Origin of the sequence: Ruegeria sp. HKCCD6157, assembly GCF_013110685.1 — a bacterium.
Taxonomy (GTDB): Bacteria; Pseudomonadota; Alphaproteobacteria; order Rhodobacterales; family Rhodobacteraceae; genus Ruegeria.
Window position 1 is genome coordinate 155753 of record NZ_WVRB01000001.1, and the last position, 20079, is coordinate 175831.

Sequence of the window (20079 nt, forward strand, 5' to 3'; positions counted from 1 at the left end):
CAGGCTCGCTATACCTTTCTGTAGAAAAACGTTCTTATCGGAAGTTTTGCCCTCAAAAACTCATCATCCCGCTCATCCATGGCTTCCCGGTTGTGGCGCCATCTGAGAATGACCGTCGTGAAAGGATCCACCAATGTCAGACAAACTCGACACCATACTCCAAGCCGCACGCGACCACGCCGAGCAGGTGATCCTGCCCAATGTGGATGCCTGGAACGCCGCGAAGAAGTGGCCGCGCGATGCTTCGGACAAGGCCGGGGCCGCTGGTCTGACGGGGCTCTACGCCCCCGAAGAGTTTGGCGGGCAGGCCTTGCCGCTGGCAGAAGGCATACAGGTTTATGAACAACTGGGACGGGGCGATGGCGCATATGCCTTTGCGCTGTCGATGCACAACATCTGTACCTTTGCGGGCTGCGGCTATGGCACGGATGCCTTCAAGGAAAAGTGGGCGCGGGACCTGACATCTGGACGCAAGCTGGCGAACTTTGCACTGACCGAACCACAATCCGGATCGGACGCAACAAACATGTATTCGCGCGCCGTGGTCAATGGCGACGGCACATGGACGATCAGCGGCGCGAAGGCATGGGTCAGCCTGGCGTCCGAGGCGGATATCTATTTCACTGTGGTCAAGACCAGCGACGCACCCGGCCACAAGGACATGGCGATGATCGCCATTCCCGCCGACGCACCGGGCCTCAGCTTTGGGCCGCTTTATGATACCCCATCCTACAACTTCCTGCCCTTGGCCGAAATGTACATGGACAAGGTCGTGGTCGATGAAACCAACATCATCCTGCCCATTGGTCAGGGTCTTCAGGGCGCGCTCATGGCCATCGACATTGCCCGTGTTTCGATTGCCTCAGGATGTTGTGGATTGATGCAATCCGCGCTGGATACGGCGTTGTCCTATTCCAAGAACCGCAAGATGTTTGGCGGCAGGAACCTTGATCTGGACGGGATTCAGTGGATGCTGGGCGAGGTTGCAACCGACCTTGAAGCCTCAAAGCTTCTCTACCGAAAGGCGGCAGAAGCCCTTGGCACGCCCGAAGGTCCCTTGATGGCGGCCCATGCAAAAAGGTTCGTGCCCGATGCCGCCGTGAAAGCTGCAAACACCTGTACGCAGGTTCTGGGAGGTGCGGGGCTGTTGCAACCCTACGGCCTGGATCGCTTGTCCCGCCTTGCGCAAATGCTGCGGATCGTGGACGGGACGACGGAAATCAGCCGTATGGTCATCGGGCGGGCCTTGCAAAAACGTGCGGCAACTCTGCCTGATCTGCCGGTACCGAAAGGTTTTGGTGAGACCGACTGAATGTCCCGCACCGGTTCGATCGGCGCCAATTTGAGATTCTGCGCAGACATCAGCAAGATCAAAAGGCCGGCCGCATTATTGCGGCCGGTTGCCTGAATGGTTGACCGTGGTGCTAACTCGCCATGAACAAGGTCGCGCAAAGCGTATGAAGCTTTGCTTTCTGACGTCACTGACATGTGGGACGGTGACCAGCGAAGGGCAGGGGCACGGGGGCGAGAACATCAATAATCCCGACCACTCAATCAAACCCCAAACAAGCCAATCGCGGCTGCGGAACATTGCAATCTGACGAACCCGAGATCTGCCAAAGCAGGTATGCTCCATTGGGCAATGCAGTACCCCAGTCAATTGGGTCCACTGATATGTTTGGAAAACGAAGGGCTTGAAGGTGCCCACAATCTCTGAAGACGGGCGCATTCATGGTACGCATAATGATGATTATGGTAAATTCATTTGGTGCGGGTGGAGGGACTTGAACCCCCACGCCTTGCGGCGCCAGAACCTAAATCTGGTGCGTCTACCAATTTCGCCACACCCGCAACCAAGCGCGTTTACGCTGGAATGAAGCGGTCAATAACAAAGCTTGCATCGGAGTGCGAGAGGGAAAATTCGAGGAATACAAAGTTTGTGACTTGCCGGGCTGCCTAGTTGAAAACTGCAACCTGTTTTCGGCCTGGTTGATACCGCAAGCAACGCAACGGCTGCGAAACCAGAGGCATCTGACTCCCGCCTCCAACCGGTTTTCAAGCAGCTATATGATGCTGCTTTTCGGCTTTTGATTCACAGGCTGATTCCCGGCACAATCAAGCCGTTCAAAAACGCGCTAACGTTGAATAGACGCCAGAACTACAGGTCGGAACTTGTGGCGCCAGACTTGGTGGAGAATCAAGGCACAACGGACCAGAGTTGGTGCAGTCTGATCCCGAAAACGGTCGCAGACTGCGTTGCTGGATCTGCCAAGGCACATAGCTTCATCCTGCAAATCCGGTGTTTTCAGTAAAGCAGAAGAACATAAATAATTGTTTTTATTCAGAAGTATGAAGCCAAAAGGTTTTCGACCTCCAAATCATTCGAATGCACCTGAAAAGGCGTCACCTTTGCCTCATTTGGCTGCGCCTATTATGCATGCATCCAAGCTTGCCGGACGTTTCTCGGTCTGATCTGCCGCATCGAAATACTCGCATCGGTTGAGGCATTCTTATGAGAGATCGACCACATTGCCGCCACAATTCAACCGCTAAAAAATCTTATTCGCGCCAAAATAACACCGCCTTGAAGGTACTTGTTGTTTATCAGGAGTTAATGAGTCTTTTTGCCACTTTGGCACCGGTACGAGTTTTTTGCTCAACTCCAATACAAGGCTTTCTGCTGTGACCGATTTGAATCCCTCCGCTGCCGCCGAGCAAGAAGCCGTCTTCTTCGCTCGTGAGAGTTTCCTTGGTGAGCTCAAGACTCTGAATCGCGACCACCCGACTACTGGCTTTGGTATTTCCCTTCGAACGCATTCCGGTGAACATTACCTGCTTGCGAACGCACGCATGCCGCTGCCAGCTGCAAAATCCGAAGGTTTCCCAACCGGGCGCCGCGTTGCTTGCCTCGAGAACGGCGACCGCTTCAGCTCGATCGAAGTTCTGGCCGATTCCAAATCGTACGAGACCATTTCACCTCGGGCCGAGGCCGAAATACTAGGCAATGCATTGGACCTGATCGCGCGGATCGACACTCTGACAAGCGTTCCGGCGGGGCGTGTTGCGCACGAACCGCAAATTGCTGCAACGGGAACCGGAGGTTAAGTATGGCGCGCAACGATCACCTTTTGTCTGTGGGCAACGAAGCACTGGCACCGATGACGGCAACCATGGCTTCACTGACGGCTCAGATTGATCAACTGACTGAGGTGGCTGATGCGCGCTCCTCGGCACGGCTGGCGACCCTCAAGACCCGGATGGAGAACTTTACCGCCAGTGTCACGATGGTGGGCCAGGTCAAGGCCGGAAAATCCTCGATCGTCAATATTCTTGCCGGGCACCCCGGCCTGCTTCCGTCAGACGTCAACCCGTGGACGTCGGTGGTTACGACCTTGAACATCAACACGCGCCCACCCGGTGATACAAAGGCCAAGTTCACGTTTTTCGAGCAGGAAGAATGGGACAACCTGATGGTCGGTGGCGGTCGTCTTGGCGAATTGGCCAATCGCGCCGGCGCTGATGACGAGATGGAAGACATCCGCCGCCAGATCGGTGAGATGAAGGCCAAGTCAGAGGAACGTCTTGGCAAACATTTCGACCTGATCCTAGGTCAAAGCCATCAGTATGATCATTTCGATGAGGAACTGATTCAGCGTTATGTCTGCCTGGGCGATGAAGACGATCCCGATATTGATCCCAAAACGGGCCGGTTTGCTGATGTTACCAAATCAGCCGAGCTGTATATGGACATTCCGCAATACCCCATCGCGCTGAAACTGTGCGACACGCCGGGTGTGAACGATACGTTCATGGTGCGTGAACAAATCACTCTGCGCAGCCTGCGCGGATCCGAAGTCTGCGTTGTGGTGTTGGCGGCAAGCCAGGCCCTGACGACAATGGACATGGCCCTGATGCGCATTATCGCGCAGTTCGAGAACCGGCAGATCATCCTGTTCGTCAACCGGATCGACGAGCTGTCCGATCCTGTGAACCAGGTTCCAGAGATCCGTGACCGCATTCAGGACACGCTGAAACAGAACAATATCGACACAAATACCAGCGTCGTTTTTGGCAGCGCACTGTGGGCCGAAGCGGCGTTGACCGGGAACCCGGATATTCTGACAGAAGAGTCGCGCCAGGCCTTGAATACGTTCTACCTGGCCGCCGGTTTCGGTGATCAGGCGGCCTCGCTCGACAAAATCTGGGCGCTGTCCGGTCTGCCCGATCTGCTGCTGGCCATGAATGAGCGCATTGCAGACGGTGCCGGAGCGCGCCTGATGGACCGCGTCCGCCATCGGGCGCGTAACATTGCCAGTCAGATCCGCGCGACTGCGGTTGCCAAGAATCTGTCCGAAGGCGAAGGCGTTGCACGGGATCTTGACGGCGTATCGCCCGAAGAGGCGATAAACACGGTGTCAGCCGAATACGAAAAGAAAGCCGCCGAATTGACAAATGCGCTGCGCGACAAAGTGTTGGAGCGTCTGAAGTCAGCAGAGGACAATTTCGTCAAACGCGCAACGGACTCTCTGATCGCGCATCTTGAAAAAAATGGCGAACAAGGCACGTGGCAATACGATCCCGCGGGCTTGCGGACGCTGCAAAAGGCTGCCTATTTCAGTTTCGCCCGCGCCATGCGAAAGGATGCCGGGGCGTTGTACGCAACCGCTGCTGCGGACGTCGAAGCGCTTTATCACAAGATACTCGGCAACCATCTGGGCGAATTCAGCATCGAAGCGCCCATTGTCCCCCGTGTTCCGCCGCCTCTCGGCATCGGCCGGACGATCGCACTGGACTTGCAAAGCACCTGGTGGCGACGTTGGTGGCAACGCCGAAAGGGGTTTGAGGCATATGCGGCGGATTACACGCGGTTGATCGCGTCCGAGGCAAATTCGATCACCAAGGATATCGAGGAAAACCAGATCGCGGCGGTTCTGGAAAACGTCCGCGCGATCCTGACGGATTTCCTGCGTGAGCAGAAGGAAACACTGCTGAGCATCTCGTCTTCTGCCGACAAGAACCCGGGTCAGACTGCGGCGGCGATGGCGGGCTTGCAGCCACAGAAATCCAAGGACGAGATTCTGGGTGACATACTGAAAGATCTAAGCAACGAAGCGGCATAAGTAGAAAAATGGCAAAAGATACACAAACACGCTTTGTTTCTCCGAAGGCATGGGAACGCATCGAGCAGTGGTCCCGTCGCAAACCGGTTTTCGCCCTGATGGGCGAGTTCAGCGCCGGTAAATCCACGTTGATGAACTTTTTGCTGCGAACGCAGACCTTGCCGACGCAGGTGACGGCAACCCAGTTGCCACCGGTCTGGTTTAGCTGGGGCAATCAAGCGCCCTATATCAAACGCCATGACGGAAGCACTGAACTGATCGAGCTGGATCAGCTTGAAACCGTTGGCGTCAATGACGCACAGTTCATCCGCATCTTCCTTGAGGCCGATATTCTGGAGGCTGTCGACCTGATCGACACACCCGGCATTTCGGACCCCAAGATCTCGACGGATGTGTGGCAACGCGCGGTGGGTCAGGCAAACGGCGTTTTGTGGTGTACCCACGCGACACAAGCCTGGCGCGAAACCGAACGCGCGACATGGGTTTCCCTACCCGAGAGGTTGCAACACAACTCTTTGCTTTTGGTGACGCGGGCAGATGCCCTGAGCCTCAAAGACCGTCAAAAAGTACTGCGTCGCGTTAACCGCGAAGCTGGTCACCTGTTCAATCGGTCCATTCTGTTCTCGGCCCGCGACGCAATCACTGCCCGGGACAAGACAGGTGATGCCGAGATGTGGTCGCGCAGCGGCGGAGGCAAGATGATCGACAGTTTCCTGGAGATCACGGAACAGATTATGGACAACCGCGCCGATCAGTTGGCTCGATACCAGATCGACAAGAGCCAAGCCGACGCACCCAAAGTCAAACCTTTGCGCCCTGCCCGTTCATCTAGCGAGCCGACAGCCAAAGACGAAGCCACACCCTTGAGGTTGGTGAACCCGTTGGAGGCCGCCGGGCAATCGAACGCTGTAGGCGAAACAGTTGTAACCAGCTTCCCGGTGCGACCTGCCCGGGTCGAGCGGCGCCTGGATGAGGCCGAGCGGGTTCGGATCGATGCGGAAGAGGCTGAACGGCTGCGCGCAGAAATGACGGCAGAGCCGGTTCCGCTGCCCGTAGAACCCGACACAAGCGATGATCTGCGTTCCTTTTTCAAAGACACCTCGAACGACCCGCTGGAATTGACGAATGTCGCGGGCCTTGAGGATGACGAAGACGAATTCGAGCTGTCCGTTGACGCCGATCTGGAGGACGCATTGGATGACGACACGGGCGCTCTGGATGATGCTGAAATCAGTCCCGCGCCTCTTGCGGCTGTTGACAATTCCGATGACGTGCTTGCCTCGCTGAACACTTCGATGCAAGAGACCCCGATCGTGCCGGATGGCGAAGAAGAGGAATCCGAGCAGGCCGATTTGGCTGAAGATCGCGGCATAGAAGTTTCTGTTTCCTCGATTACGGCATTGATGGCCGCGCAAAACGGCAACACTGCGGATGAGTATGAGCCGGAACCCGAAACCAGCGGTTTGATCGAAGCGGCCACCACCGAACAGGTTGACGCAGTTGAAAGAAACGTTGCCACGCTGAGTGGCCTGCCCGAAGTTGCGGTCGGATCGCCTCTCAGCGCGTCGGATATGTGGCAGGAGGTTTCGAGAAATGAAGACCTGCCGCAGGATGCAGAAGGGCTGAAGAACGTATTCAAGGCTTTTCTGGCCGAGTTTGATCAGATCGCCATTGAGCACAACGAAAAGCAGACCAGAGAGGCACTTCGATCCATTCCGAAAGCCAAAGAAAATAGCGGCGCTGAATGGCATGTGTTGTAAGGGTATCCGAATCGAGCTAGTGAGAAACTCATAAATGAAAACAATGGATTAGATGTCTATTCAAACCGCACTGAACTCCGCCATGGAAACGATACCCGACTGTATAGCAGCCGGGTATATCGACATGGAGACAGGGATGCTTTTGGGCAGCTCTGTTTCAGATCCCGACTGCGCGGATTCGTTGGATGTTTTGGCGGTGGCTGTGGCCAATCTGTTTCAGGGGCGCGGAGTTGCAGCCTTTGAAGCGCTCTTGCGTCAGGCTGGCAGTGCAGACGAAGAAAGCGCTGGCTTTGGGGAGGTCGCCGTTTTTTCCAAGGACAGGCTAAACATCTTTCTGCGGACCAAGGAATATCCTGATCATGTGGTCTGCTATATCTGCCGCAACAGTGCGAATGTCGGACTGGCGCTTACCAAATCACATCTCAGTCTGGGGCCGGTTGCGGCTGCGGTTTGAACGGGACCAGAGGGGGTCACGGCATGATGGATACGGACATTCTCGACCTGCTTGAAGATATCAGGCGGACCTCGGTCGCACGGCTGTCTCCGACCGTGAGGATCGCAGGAGAAACAGCGGCCGCGCGCCGTTTTGCGGTATTGCGGGCAATCCGCGGCACTGTATTGCCGCGCCGATTGGAATTTACTGCCACAAACGGGGATTGTCTGGCAGTCGAGGTGAACAGCTCCCGGATCACCGATGTCTTCAAGGTACCGGCAGGTGAGATTCCGGACTTTGAAACGGAATCACGCGCCGAATTGATTAAGAAGCTGGCTGGATTGGTGTCGGAGATCTCCGCATCGCCTGCTCCGCTTGAGTTGACGTCGGGCAGACCGGACACAGCGCTTGAAGTGGATGAGGTAGGTATCACCTTCAGCGAAATCGAGAAAGCCTGCGCCGCCATCGAGCTTCCGTCCGAGCCAATTGTTTCCGTCGTCCCGAGTGCTGAGAAACCTGTTGATGACTCTCTGCCCGCCGAGGCAACACCCGATGCAGCGGAAACACTTGCCCAACGTTTTTTTGAAGCGTCGAGCCGCTTCGCCTCGGGTCGTGTGTTCGTGGACAGTTCGGACGAAGCCGCACCTCTTTTGGAAGGCGTTTGCAAGCCATCTGAGCCGATGCATCCCGACCAGGACACGCTGGCCCGTTTTGTGGCTGATCTTGCCGGCTGGGATGGCGACTCTCAGCAAGAGAGTGAAGACCCGCAACTGATTGTCATGCGGCCATCGGGCGGGAAAGGGGCCGGTCTGGCCGTTTTGAGTGACGGTGGTCAGATCGCGGTCGCCATCCACGAAGCCCGCAAACTGGGGGCGGTCGTCAACCTGTGGACCTCTTTGCAGGAGGTCGAAAAATGATTGCCTCCGTTGAATTCAAATTTTCGACTACTTCAATCTGTTTTTTATTGTAACCAGGGTAATGAGTAATGAGTGAAACACATCGCCGCGAACTTATTCGCATAGCAGAAGAAATGAACGGGGCAACCAATGATGAAACGCGCCAGTTCATTTCGCGCATCATTGGTGATCTTAGCAATCTGAAACCGTCAATTGCGTTTGTCGGGCAAATCAAGGCTGGAAAATCGCGTCTGATCAACGGCTTCACCGGTCAGGCCGAGTATCTGCCTTCGGATGTAAACCCCTGGACAACTGTTATCACCGATATGCATTTCGGGCACCCGTCCGGCAGGACCCAAGGTGCCGAATTCCATTTCTTCGACAATTACCAATGGCAATCGCTGATCGCCGAAGGTGAAGAACTGCGCAACATGTTTCCCGATGACGAGGACAGCTATAAGCGCGAGATGATCGAAGAACAGGTCGAGGCCATGAAGGTCCGGGCGCGTCGACGTCTGGGTGACAGCTATGAACAACTGCTGGGGCAACAGCACGATCTGGACGAACTGACGTCAGATGACCTCGCCAGATATGTCTGTGCTGGGGATGATCCGTCCGAAGACGGGGCTTTGGATCCGGGCAGTGATCGCGGGCTTTACAGCGACATCACCCGCAAGGCCGAGGTCTATTTTGACCTGGGCCATTTTCCGTTTCCGCTGACGGTCACCGACACGCCCGGCGTGAATGACCCCCTGCTGATCCGCGAAGAAATTTCACGACAGTATCTGAAGGAATCCGATTTCTTTGTGGTGGTTCTGTCCGCGCATCAGGCATTGTCGCGCGCGGATCTGAAATTGTTCCGGTTGATGCAAGCGCTGGAACTTGGGCAGATCGTCGTCTTCATCAACCGTGTGGACGAATTGGGCGGCGGCGCCGAAGACGCGGCCAAGGTTCGTCTGGATGTATTGGACGGGTTGGAAAAGGCGCTCGGCAACTCGAACATCGATGTCCTGATGGGCAGCGCGCAATGGGCGCATTATGCTCTGACCGGTGATGAAACCGGAGTGAACCACGACCACGTTCTGGCATGGCTGCGCGCCCACCCGGAACAGATGCAGCAATATCTCAACGGTGTGGCCGAGATCAAACAAGGCCCAGGACCGATCAGCCGCGAAGCGGTTCTGCGCTTTGCCGCAATGATCGCGTCGGGCCTGCCCGATCTGCGCCGCCATGTCACTCAGGCTTTGACGGACGGACCGATCAACGAACAGTTGCGGATGGCCTGGCAACATCTCGACAGCTTCGCACGCGGGGAGCTTGAGCGCTCTCAGGTTCGTTTGCGGGCGCTGCAAGATGAAGACGGCTCGGATGTTCGAAATTCCGATGAAAGCGACAAGACACTTGGCGACCTACGCAAGCTGATTGCTGAAAAAACGCAGGAGATCACGCGTGACATGGATGATGTCCTGTCGAATCTGCGCGGGGTCATGGATGACACCGTCTCGGAATCGGTGGCTATCGTTGTGCGCGGGGCGGACGGCCAGTCACCTCTGCTGGCAAAGGGCGGAGAGACCGAGCTCAATTTTACACCATTGCGCGAACGTATGCGTGAACTGGTACAGGGGGCATCGCAAGTTGTTCGGCAGCGCATGCTCAGCGAGCTTTACGCGATCGACATGCATTGCAATGCCGCCTTGCGGGCATTGCCGGGATGGCAAGAACCGGTCGACAATCGCATGAACACCAGTGCTGTACGTTGGTTCCGGCCTGACACCACCGCCCTGACCCGTGGCATTACCGTTGAATTGCGTGTAAACTGGCTGTCGCGTCTGATCTCGCGCAACAGCGTTGTGGCGCGTGCAGAACGGCTGATCGTGCAGGAATTCGAGCTGATCGGGGATGACCTGATCGACACGACCCGCGACGATCTGTTGGAACGGCTGAATACGGTTCTGGACCACTATATGGCCCTTCTGGCCGGTCATCTTGAACACCGGTCCAACTCAGGAGAACTGAACGCCCAAGCGGAAGCGCAAGGTGCATTCGACAAAGCGCGTCGCATTTCAGCCGAGTTGGAGACGGTTTTTGGAACACCCGATGCGGATGAAAGACAAGCAGAGGCTGCGGAATGATTGAATTTCCCGGAACTGAAAAGGAAGTACGCCAACTGGAGCGCTTCCTGACCGCAACTGAAAACCTGACGCCTGACGAGGCGTTGGAGGAATTGCGTGCGCGGGCTCTGTCCCACGCTGAACGTCTGTCAAACGCGGTCAATATCGGTTTCGCCGGGGAATTCGGCGCAGGCAAGTCAAGTCTGGCGAACATGCTGGCTGGCGCGGACATTCTGCCAACCGGCCCGCAGCATCTGAAATTGCCGCTGGTGATCGTCGCCTACGCGGATGCGCCTGAAACGACTGTCGGTTGGTGGAACAGAGAACCAAAGACCTATTCCGGCATAGTGCTGGAAAAAGCGGCCGAGGAAGAGCCCGATTTCATATCGGTCGGCATCAATACTCCGGCCCTCAAGGAAATATCACTGTTTGATCTTCCGGGCTCGGGTGCTCTGGATGATACCTACAAGCCGACTTTGGATCTGCTGAAATTCGTCGATTGTGCCATCTGGTGCACAAATGGAACCAATGCCTGGCGCGAGACCGAGCGTCACTTGTGGTCTCAGGTGCCCCCGGAACTTCGGGCCAACAGCCTGCTTGCCGTAACACATGCTGATCTGCCACCTGTGCAGGGCGCCCTGGACCGCGTCCTTGCGCGCCTGAATAAAGAAAAAGAAGGAATGTTCCGCGCCGTTGTCCCAATTGGTACGCCGGTCGCCGTGCGTGCCATGGCGCAAGAGCCCGAGCCCGACTTTGCGCTTTGGGAAACCTGCGGCGGACAGAACCTTGCGGAACACGTGCTGGAAGCGGCATCCGACCGGCGCCGCGGCGATCTCGAGGCTGCGCGGAAAGATCTGCAGCAGGACTTCCTGCCCTATCTTGAAGCGCTGAAAGGCGCAGAGCCAGAGCCTGTTTCGAATGATACCGCATCAATGCATTCAACGCTTGGGTCTGCCCTGCCCCCGTTGAACAACCCCATTCTCGAGGACTGGCTGGCCGCAATAGCAAGCATCTATGAAGATCTACGTGAAACCTCTGACATCGAACCGGCCGCGTTTCTGAACAGCTGTCAGGAGATCGTCGAAGATTTTGCGGAGCGGCTGGAACAAGGTGGCGAAATCGACCCCGAAGCTGATTGGATTCCCGCAGAATTTGAAAAGGCGACAGATTTGCTTTTGTTGCTGCAATTCGAAAGCGGGGACGCACCATTGAAGGACGCAATCAGCATTCTGGCGCAGCTGGGCGACAACCTTGCCTGGGCTGGAAGCACGGTCGCAGCGGCGCAACCGAAAACCGGAACCTGACGCTTTCCCGTCAAGATTGAGCTGCATTGCAGCGATTCGAAGGGCCGAGGAATCGGCCCTTTATTGTTTCGAATTCGTGGACCAACACGCTTGATTTCGGGTTTAAGTTTTCAATCAGCCCATATTCATTGTCTATATATTGCCTTATAGGCACCACTAGGCACAACATATGCCATCATGCGAAAAACGATCCATAGTGAAGCCATCAGGCGGCCCCAATAAAGTCAAATTTGAAACGTCTAACCGTTCTTAAGTGTCCTGCGGTTGTTTTTGGTTGTGAGTTCGTGGGCTGTCGGCCCGGTTTTTCTAAGCCGCAAAATGAATAGAACGGGCGGATTGAAATGAGCCACAACCAGGCTGTCGGCGCGACGCACGACGAACCGAAAATTGAAGGATTGCAGCCAGGCGCAAAGCTGTTGCGCGGGCAGTATGAAATCCTCCGCTATCTCAGCAACGGCGGATTTGGGATCACTTACCTGGCGCGCGACAGCCTGGAGCGCGACGTCGTGATCAAAGAGTGTTTCCCCGGAGCGCTGTGCCGCCGCAACGGTGATCTGGTCGAACCAAACGACCCATCCTTCAAGGACGACCTGCGCTCGATCATTGACCTCTTTATTCAGGAGGCGCGCAATCATGCGCGTCTGGTACATCCCAATATCGTAGATGTGCATCAGGTGTTCGAAGACAATGACACCGCATATATCGCAATGGACCTCATCCGTGGGTGCGACCTGCTGGATTACGTGGAAAACCCGGAAAATGACGGCGGCCCTGATTTCATCGTTCAGGTCACCGAAAAAATGCTGTCCGCGGTGTCTTTCATTCACCAGAGCGGCATGTTGCATCGGGACATTTCGCCGGACAACATTCTGATTGATGAAAACGGAGACCCCGTCCTGATCGATTTTGGCGCCGCACGTGAGCAAGCGGCGAACAAATCGGCAGCATTGCTGACCCTGCGCGTGATCAAGGATGGATACTCTCCGCACGAATTCTATGTCCGGGGCGCGGATCAAGGGCCCAGCAGCGACCTTTATGTTCTGGCTGCCACGCTTTATCACGCGATCAGCGGTGAACGCCCCATCGACGGCCAGAGCCGCCTGAACGCGTTCAACAACGGGCAGGATGACCCCTACACGCCATTGACCGGTCGTTTCGAAGGATACCCAGACGGGTTCCTTGAGGCGATTGACAAGGCGATGGAAGTTCACGCCACGGATCGTCTTCAATCTGCATTGGATTGGTTGCGCATGTTCCGCGGCCCCGGTGTCATGTTCGACACATTCGCCTATCGGCCCGTGTCCGTGATTGTGGGCATGGATCGCAAAGACAAAGAGGAAGAAAAGGCCCGGATCAAGGCCGAAAGCGAGAACGCCGAAGCCGTAGTTACGGCCCTGCTGGCCGGAAACTCGGACATCGTTCTTGGCAACGAAGATAAAAAAGATGTCGATCTTACCAAAATCTCAAAGAAAGAGGAAACCCCGGTCGCTGTCGATACAGTGGTTCAGAGCGGGTCCGGCGGCAGCGGCAAGCTGATTGCAGGCGCGGCTGTTGTTGCAGTTGCGTTGGCCGCGGGTGGTTTCTTTGCGATGTCCGGCGACAAGACGGAAGACCAGGCAGAAACACCGGTCGCGCAGCCCGCGGCAGACTTACAATCCGCCGAGACAGAGGCGCCCGTTACAGATCCTTCTGTCACAGAGGCCACCGATCCCGAACCCGAAGTGGCCATCGCACCCGAACCCAAGCCGGAAGAGCCTGTCGAGCAGGCACAACCAGTACCTGCGGAGCCAGCTGCCACAGAAACAGCCTCCGCAGACACTGAACGTTCCGAAGTTCCGGCACAGTCGGAAGAAGCGACTGATATTACAGCAGTGTCTGAGATCGAGACACCTGCGACTGATGCAATTGCCAACGCCGGAGTTCCGGCGGAACAGCAGGTGGCGTTTGCGCATTGGGATGTCGATATCCCCTTCCAGACATCCCGCCGCCGCGGCTCGACCGGAGCCACCATTGCAGTTACGGGGGTGGACGCCAATCAGGACATGAGCGTGATCGGCGATTGGGTACAGCGTGGCGCTGTCATCTATACCCTGAATGGCAGCCCAGTCCGTCAGGATGTTCCTTTTGCGGCGCAGGTTCTGGATAACCTGAAGGTTGACGCCGATGGGTACACAAGGGTTGCTGCCCGCTATCGCCCGCTGGGTCAGACCCGGGCGCAAAATGGTCTGTTGGCCCTTCCCGCCATACGATCCGTTGGATTGGAAAATGGTTACACCTTTACCGTTAGCGCCGAAGGCAATAGCGGATGGCAAACCACGGTGAACGCAGTTCCGGCTGACGCGGCAGGAAGCCTGCAAAAAGACGATGTCCTGCTGAATGAAAGCCATTCCGGCATCACATTTGACGGCTCGGAAAGCCTTGATGAGATGCTGGCCGCACTCGTTTCAAGCGAGCAGCCCGAGGCAAATCTGACAGTGTTGCGCAATGGGGCCGAGACGGCCGCAATCATGCAGCTTGCACAGGAGTAATCTGACCGGTTCAAAAGTGATCTGCCAGTGTGTGTTTGCTGAGGGTGGTATCAAGTTTTGCCACCCTGGCGGGAACCGGCCCGCCGCAGAATGTACCAGTTCCCATGGGTATCCATTGAGTGGCTCTGCGCTGACGTGCAGGGAACAGTAGCAGCTTACGACGCGGCTTATCTGCGTCACTAACTTGAAGGTGTCGACACCATGTTCAAATACAAAAGCCCTCTGAGCCGGCTTCTCGAAGGTGCCGGCAAATCCAAAGAAGAAGACGTTGCCGAGAAACCGGCCGCAGTAGACGGCGCCGTAAGCGAAGAAGAAAAGCAGGAACCCATTGCGGATTTCAACGCTTTGCGCGCCGCCCTAGCCGGTGGAAACATGACATCCGAATCCTATGAGGAAACGGATGAACTGATCCCCGAAGAAAAGATGCCCGAGTTCGACGAGGCCGAGCCGGAGGCAGTGACCGAACCCGAGGAGTCGATCTTCGCCGAAGACAGTTCGGAAGAAGACAACTTGGAAGAGGACGACGCTCCGAAAAACGTTCTGGTGGAAGAGCATGTCGAAGAACTGGTTGAGGTCGAGCAGGTTGTCACCCTGCATGTGACGGAAACACCCGCCGAGACTTCGCCAGAGGAAGCAACGGCCGAGGTCGTGTCCGAACCTACCGAGCCAGAAGTCGGCGAGGTTGAGGTTGCCGAAGCTCCGGCCCTAGAAACGAAGCAGGTCGAAGAGACCCCTGAGCCGGTGATTGAGCAGGTTGCACCAGCCCCCGCCCCGGTCGAGGATCGCCGTTCACGGGTCAAGACGACATTTCTGGGATTTGAGCGCGCCGATACGCATGTTCAGGACTTGATCGAATCCTCCGAACCCGTAGCGAAAGCAGAAGCGGCGCAAGAGACATTCCCGGTGGGCTGGCTGGTAGTAACAGCCGGCCCGGGACGAGGTTCAAGCATTACGCTCACCGAAGGCCTGATGCAAATCGGACGCAACGATGACCAGGCCATTCAGTTGGATTTTGGCGATACCGGCATTTCGCGCTCGAACCATGCAGTCATCGCCTATGACCCCGAAGACCGGAAGTGTTACTTGGGCCATGGCGGCAAGGCCAATCTTGTACGTCTAAATGGCAAACCTGTTCTCAGTACCGTGGCCCTGTCCAGCGGAGACCTGATCCGCATCAGCGAAACCTCGATCCGGTTCATGGCCTTCTGTGACGACGGCTTTGATTGGCGGGATTCCTGATTGATGCTGGCAACTCCGGCATATGATGTTGCGCTGATCCTGAACCAGGGTCAGCGGGAAACGCAGGAAGACGCGATTGCGGCCCGCATGTTTGACGCGTCGGACGCGGGCTATGTTGTGATCGCGGACGGTATGGGTGGCCATGAGGCGGGTGAAATAGCTTCGGAAATGGTAGTGGCCGCATGGCGCGACGCGCTGGACGCAGAACTTGAGGCAGAAACCCTCAACGAAGGATCCGCGATAGATGCGCTTCCTTTGGCCGCCATGCAAGCCAATGCCGCGATCGCCAATTACACCGAGGCCCGGGGCCAGGGGTTCAACATGGGATCGACCATGTTGGGTGTCCTTCTTCTGGGGCGGCGTGTGTTCTGGATTTCGATCGGCGACAGCCCTCTTTACCTGTTTCGAGATGGAGCGTTGACGCAGGTCAACGAAGACCACTCGATGGCACCCGTGATTGCGTCGAAAGTGGCTTCGGGAGAGATCACTGAAGCAGAAGCCCGGGAAATAGACTGCAATCAATTGACGTCCGTGGTTACGGGCGGGGCCATTCCCAAAGTGGACTGCCCGGAAGATCCATTGATCGTGTCGCCCGCCGATGTCCTGATCCTTGGAAGTGATGGGTTGCAGTACATCAGCGACGCCGAAATTCAGGCCATTCTGCGGGATCATCAACAGGGGCTGGCACAAGACATTGCCGAAGCATTGCTGACGGCTGTGCAGGCCAAGGGTGACCCGGATCAGGACAATCTTTCTATCGCAGTGGCGAAACTTACAAGAACCTAAACAGGCAAAGCAACAGGACCCATGAAAAAGCACTTACTCATATCAAGCCTTGCCCTTGCTGCCGCCACGGGTGCAGCATCCGCGCAAGAGGCGTGTTCAAGTTATGAAATTCAACGCGGCGATAGCTTACGGGAATTGGCAATCGAAGTGTATGCGACGGAAGACTTTCGCATCATTTTCGACGCGAACCGGGATATTATCGGTTCCAACCCCAATATCATCCGTGTTGGCGACGTTCTGGAACTGCCATGTCTGGAAGATGTTGGGCGCGCTCCGGTGCTGGCTGATACCGAGGCAGAGCGGCTGGCTGCGGAAATGGCGGCTGAGCTGGTAAAAGCCGCAGAAGAACGCGCTGAAAAAGCTGTGGCCGAAGCAGAAGCACGTGTTGCCGCGGCGGAAGCCGAGGCAAAGAAAGCGAGTGAAGACGCGGTCGTTGCAGCACGGGCTGCTGCCAAGGAAGAAATCGAAGCCGCCCGCGCCGAAGCTGCTGCTTTGATCCGCAATGCCGGAACGGGTGAACGGCCCGAGATTCGGGATCGTCAATTGCTGTTGATCACCGGTGGGAACTACGCTCCGTTCACCGATGAATCTCTGCCCAATCGGGGGCTCTATACCCATCTGGTTGAGACAGCGATGTTTCGTGCCGCTCCCGAACAGGCCTACAAGATTCAGTTCGTCAATGACTGGTCATCCCATCTGGACCTGTTGATGCCGACGCTTGCATTTGACGCCACCTTCCCCTGGTCGCGCCCCAATTGCGAAGAGGCCGTTGCGCTGTCGGAAGATGATCGCAACCGGTGCGAGACCTACAATTTCTCAAACCCGTTCTACGAGGTTGTGGATACGTTCTTCGCCCGGGAAGGTTCCGGCTATGAAGAGACATTAACCTATGCCGACTTTGCCGGTGCAACGATCTGCCGGCCGGAGGGTTGGTCCCTGTCTCACATGGACGCGGTAAGCCTGTACGAACCGGTCATCAAACTTCTGCGCCCAACGTCACCGGATGATTGCTTTCACTCTCTGATGGAAGGCACCGCAGATATCGTTGCCATCGAAGCACATCTGGCAGCCGAGGCAATAGATCGGCTTGGGTACAAGCACCGGATTATCGAAAACCCCAACCTTGCGGCCATCAAGTCGCTTAACGTCATGACCCACAAAGATAATCCTGATGGGGAAGCGATCCTTGAGACGCTGAATCAGGGTCTGGCAATCATGCAGCAATCGGGCGAATGGCGCGACATCGTGTCAACCGCCCTGCGTCATCAAATGGAAAATGGATAAGGCCCCGATCTGGCCTGACAAACTAAAGTCTGGAGGAAGTGGACATGTTTAACGAGAAGATAAAGAAGGTAGCGCTTTCAGCAACCGCAATCACCGCGCTGAGTGCGGGCGCAGCTGCGGCGCAGGAAGCTTGTACCAACTATACCGTCCAAGACGGCGACACCATGGCGACCATTGCAATCGCAGCCTACGGCACGTCGAACTATCAGCCGATTTTCAACGCGAACCGGAACGAAATCACCAACCCCAACGCTCTGGAGCCAGGTCTGGTTTTGGCCCTTCCCTGTGAAGACGGCAGCCTGCCCAATGGTCAGAGTGCGCAGGAAATCATCGCAGCTGAAGAACAACGTGCAGCCAGCGTCAAACGTTCGAGCGTCTACCAGCCGCCGATCAAGCTGGTGACGGGCAATGGCTGGGCACCTTTCGCAGATGAATCGCTGAACGGTGGCGGAGCAATCACCCGTCTGGGCACCACGGCTTTGCAGCGTGGTGGCAACGCGCGCGACTATTCCGTAAGCTTCGTGGATGACTGGAACTCGCACTTGGAAACTCTTCTGCCTCTTGGCGCCTTTGACGTGTCCATGGCGTGGAACATGCCGGATTGCACCAACCGCACTTACGAATGGTCCTGGGAAACCGAGGTGCGCTGCACACAGTTCGATTCATCTGTTCCGGTCTATGACATTGTCGTCGGGTTCTACACCATTCCGGAAAGCCAGTATGCGAATGCGACAACCTTTGAAGAACTGAAGGGCGCCACCATCTGCCGTATGGATGGCTGGTTCATCCATGATCTGGAACAGGAAGGGCTGCACAATGGTGAAACCATTACGCTGATGCAGCCGATCACCGCACGTGAATGCCTGGACGCGGTCCTTACCGGCACCGCAGATGTTGCAACTTTTGAAGTTCAGCTGTTTTCGGACACAATGGTTGAAATGGGACTGAACCAGAACGACCTGGTTGAGAACCCGTACGTGACCTCGCTTTCCTCGCTGCGCTTTATCAGCCACCGCAGCAATCCGTTCGGCAAGCAATACCTGGCGATGTTGAACAAAGGCCTGAACGAGATGCGCGAAACCGGGGAATGGTATGCGATCGTCTCCGACACGCTGCGCGAGCACAACGAAAAACTGATGGCAGCGTCGAACTGATCCCTCGGTTCAGCTGAAACTTTGGGGCCGGTTCTTCGATCGGCCCCTTTTTTGTAAGCGCAAACACGAGGTTTTTCAGAATGACAAATTTTGGCCTCTTATCTGCTTCATAACAGCCTCAAATGCGCAGCACCTTCTAACCCCAAGCACGATCATCATTCAATTGATGTCAATGAAAGAGCGTGATTTGCATATGATACAGGGCGCCTTCGATATTCAGAAAAACTCACCGTCGTCCGCGACCAGATCGGATTTGGACGTTGCAGTGATCTTGCCCTGCTACAACGAGGCCGTTGCCATAGGTGAAACCGTTCGGCAATTCCGCGCGGCCCTGCCCGACGCGACGATTTACGTATATGACAACAATTCCACCGACGACTCCGTCAAGGTCGCGCTTGAGGCAGGCGCGCGGGTGTATTCCGAAACATACCAGGGCAAAGGCAACGTGGTCCGTCGAATGTTTGCCGACGTTGATGCGGATGTCTACGTTATGGCGGACGGGGATGTGACCTATGACAGCGCGGCGGCGCCGGAATTGATCGACCTGCTCGTTTCGCAGAATCTGGATATGGTCAACGGCGCCCGGGTGAATGAAGAAACCGAAGCCTATCGGCGCGGCCACAAATTTGGCAACGCGTTGTTCAGTTGGCTTGTGAAATTCTTCTTCAACAGCAAAATCAACGACCTGCTTTCGGGTTACCGCGTTTTCAGCAGACGCTTTGTCAAAAGCTTCCCCGCGGTATCAAACGGGTTCGAGATTGAAACTGAGCTGACAGTTCATGCGATGCAGATGCGCATGCCAATCGGTGAGGTTCAAACAAGATACTCGTCACGCCTGCCGGATTCGAACTCCAAGCTGGCAACGTTTTCTGACGGCTGGCGGATTCTCAAAATGATCGGCTTGTTGATCAAGGATGAAAAGCCCGTTGCGTTTTTCCTGTCATTGGCCGTGTTGATGTTTTTGCCTTCGCTCTTTGTGTTTGTATCCGTGTTCCGGGAATTTTTGGAAACGGGGCTTGTCGATAGAATTCCGTCTGTTGTCGTTGCAGTATCCGGTTTTGTTGCGACAATGCTGTCCATCGTCTGCGCTTTGATTCTGGAATCTCTGGCTCTTGCCCGGAGGGAAGCGCGTCGTCTGTCATATTTGCAGCACAAAGGTGTAGCTGCGTCAGGCGCTGACCAAATCAAGCCATCGCTTGTCGAGGCTCAAACCCGTCGATTTGGCTGATCAGAACCACCCCCCAGTTCAATGCTAGGCAAATGAACGGCCTGTTCGCGCGTAAGCGTCTGAACACGCTGGTTGTTCAAGGATTTGGTGAACCAGATACGCAAATGGCCAGCACCCCAAATGCTGGCCATTTTTCTGAGTGAGTGATATAGCCCTAAGGCCTCACCAGTGAAATTCTTTGTCCCCAAATACCTAACGCGGACTGAAAACCGGCGCTATTGGGGGAATCCCGTAAA

General features: G+C 55.9%; 14 protein-coding genes and 1 tRNA gene. 14 read left to right on the top strand and 1 reads right to left on the bottom strand.

Going from position 1 to position 20079, the window contains the following annotated elements; genetic code table 11:
- Nucleotides 1–133 precede the first annotated feature (133 nt).
- Complete coding sequence (locus GS612_RS00680) at nt 134–1312, top strand: acyl-CoA dehydrogenase family protein (RefSeq protein ID WP_171638747.1); 1179 nt, start codon at nt 134–136, stop codon at nt 1310–1312.
- Between the two features lie 454 nt (nt 1313–1766).
- Here GS612_RS00680 and GS612_RS00685 read toward each other — a convergent pair.
- Nucleotides 1767–1851 (bottom strand) — tRNA-Leu (locus GS612_RS00685).
- Between the two features lie 831 nt (nt 1852–2682).
- Between GS612_RS00685 and GS612_RS00690 the strand changes: the two genes are divergently transcribed.
- The 13 genes from GS612_RS00690 to GS612_RS00750 all read left to right on the top strand — a co-directional run bounded on the left by GS612_RS00690 (nt 2683) and on the right by GS612_RS00750 (nt 19843).
- Entirely contained in the window at nt 2683–3105 is a 423-nt protein-coding gene (locus GS612_RS00690; protein WP_152460631.1) for a hypothetical protein, read from the top strand.
- A 2-nt stretch (nt 3106–3107) separates the two neighbouring features.
- A complete protein-coding gene (locus GS612_RS00695) occupies nt 3108–5120 on the top strand; it encodes a dynamin family protein (RefSeq protein WP_152460280.1) in 2013 nt (670 codons plus the stop codon).
- An 8-nt stretch (nt 5121–5128) separates the two neighbouring features.
- The gene (locus GS612_RS00700) at nt 5129–6880 is read left to right on the top strand and encodes a dynamin family protein (RefSeq protein WP_171638748.1); all 1752 of its coding nucleotides are present in this window, start codon (nt 5129–5131) and stop codon (nt 6878–6880) included.
- A 52-nt stretch (nt 6881–6932) separates the two neighbouring features.
- A complete protein-coding gene (locus tag GS612_RS00705; RefSeq protein ID WP_152460278.1) occupies nt 6933–7334 on the top strand; it encodes a hypothetical protein in 402 nt (133 codons plus the stop codon).
- Nucleotides 7335–7357: 23 nt separating this feature from the next.
- On the top strand, nt 7358–8230 hold the full coding sequence (locus GS612_RS00710; RefSeq protein ID WP_171638749.1) for a hypothetical protein: 873 nt from the start codon (nt 7358–7360) through the stop codon (nt 8228–8230).
- Nucleotides 8231–8298: 68 nt separating this feature from the next.
- Entirely contained in the window at nt 8299–10341 is a 2043-nt protein-coding gene (locus tag GS612_RS00715) for a dynamin family protein (RefSeq protein ID WP_171638750.1), read from the top strand.
- The gene (locus GS612_RS00720; RefSeq protein WP_171638751.1) at nt 10338–11624 is read left to right on the top strand and encodes a dynamin family protein; all 1287 of its coding nucleotides are present in this window, start codon (nt 10338–10340) and stop codon (nt 11622–11624) included. Before GS612_RS00715 ends, GS612_RS00720 begins: the two co-directional genes overlap by 4 nt.
- A gap of 341 nt (nt 11625–11965) precedes the next feature.
- Nucleotides 11966–14152, top strand: coding sequence for a serine/threonine-protein kinase (locus tag GS612_RS00725; protein WP_171638752.1), 2187 nt, complete (start codon nt 11966–11968; stop codon nt 14150–14152).
- 201 nt (nt 14153–14353) lie between these two features.
- On the top strand, nt 14354–15391 hold the full coding sequence (locus GS612_RS00730) for an FHA domain-containing protein (protein ID WP_171119277.1): 1038 nt from the start codon (nt 14354–14356) through the stop codon (nt 15389–15391).
- 3 nt (nt 15392–15394) lie between these two features.
- Nucleotides 15395–16177 carry a PP2C family serine/threonine-protein phosphatase gene (locus GS612_RS00735; RefSeq protein ID WP_171638753.1) on the top strand — a complete coding sequence of 261 codons (783 nt, stop codon included), beginning with the start codon at nt 15395–15397 and terminating at the stop codon, nt 16175–16177.
- Between the two features lie 21 nt (nt 16178–16198).
- A complete protein-coding gene (locus tag GS612_RS00740) occupies nt 16199–17461 on the top strand; it encodes a transporter substrate-binding domain-containing protein (protein WP_171638754.1) in 1263 nt (420 codons plus the stop codon).
- A 44-nt stretch (nt 17462–17505) separates the two neighbouring features.
- On the top strand, nt 17506–18615 hold the full coding sequence (locus tag GS612_RS00745; RefSeq protein WP_152460270.1) for a LysM peptidoglycan-binding domain-containing protein: 1110 nt from the start codon (nt 17506–17508) through the stop codon (nt 18613–18615).
- A 193-nt stretch (nt 18616–18808) separates the two neighbouring features.
- Entirely contained in the window at nt 18809–19843 is a 1035-nt protein-coding gene (locus GS612_RS00750) for a glycosyltransferase family 2 protein (RefSeq protein WP_171639884.1), read from the top strand.
- The last annotated feature ends 236 nt before the right edge of the window (nt 19844–20079 follow it).

What these genes read in the sequence shown, in the direction of transcription:
- GS612_RS00680 (WP_171638747.1), top strand. Translation starts at nt 134, where the DNA reads ATGTCAGACAAACTCGACACCATACTCCAAGCCGCACGCGACCACGCC.
- GS612_RS00695 (WP_152460280.1), top strand. Translation starts at nt 3,108, where the DNA reads ATGGCGCGCAACGATCACCTTTTGTCTGTGGGCAACGAAGCACTGGCA.
- GS612_RS00700 (WP_171638748.1), top strand. Translation starts at nt 5,129, where the DNA reads ATGGCAAAAGATACACAAACACGCTTTGTTTCTCCGAAGGCATGGGAA.
- GS612_RS00705 (WP_152460278.1), top strand. Translation starts at nt 6,933, where the DNA reads ATGTCTATTCAAACCGCACTGAACTCCGCCATGGAAACGATACCCGAC.
- GS612_RS00710 (WP_171638749.1), top strand. Translation starts at nt 7,358, where the DNA reads ATGATGGATACGGACATTCTCGACCTGCTTGAAGATATCAGGCGGACC.
- GS612_RS00715 (WP_171638750.1), top strand. Translation starts at nt 8,299, where the DNA reads ATGAGTGAAACACATCGCCGCGAACTTATTCGCATAGCAGAAGAAATG.
- GS612_RS00720 (WP_171638751.1), top strand. Translation starts at nt 10,338, where the DNA reads ATGATTGAATTTCCCGGAACTGAAAAGGAAGTACGCCAACTGGAGCGC.
- GS612_RS00725 (WP_171638752.1), top strand. Translation starts at nt 11,966, where the DNA reads ATGAGCCACAACCAGGCTGTCGGCGCGACGCACGACGAACCGAAAATT.
- GS612_RS00730 (WP_171119277.1), top strand. Translation starts at nt 14,354, where the DNA reads ATGTTCAAATACAAAAGCCCTCTGAGCCGGCTTCTCGAAGGTGCCGGC.
- GS612_RS00735 (WP_171638753.1), top strand. Translation starts at nt 15,395, where the DNA reads ATGCTGGCAACTCCGGCATATGATGTTGCGCTGATCCTGAACCAGGGT.
- GS612_RS00740 (WP_171638754.1), top strand. Translation starts at nt 16,199, where the DNA reads ATGAAAAAGCACTTACTCATATCAAGCCTTGCCCTTGCTGCCGCCACG.
- GS612_RS00745 (WP_152460270.1), top strand. Translation starts at nt 17,506, where the DNA reads ATGTTTAACGAGAAGATAAAGAAGGTAGCGCTTTCAGCAACCGCAATC.
- GS612_RS00750 (WP_171639884.1), top strand. Translation starts at nt 18,809, where the DNA reads ATGATACAGGGCGCCTTCGATATTCAGAAAAACTCACCGTCGTCCGCG.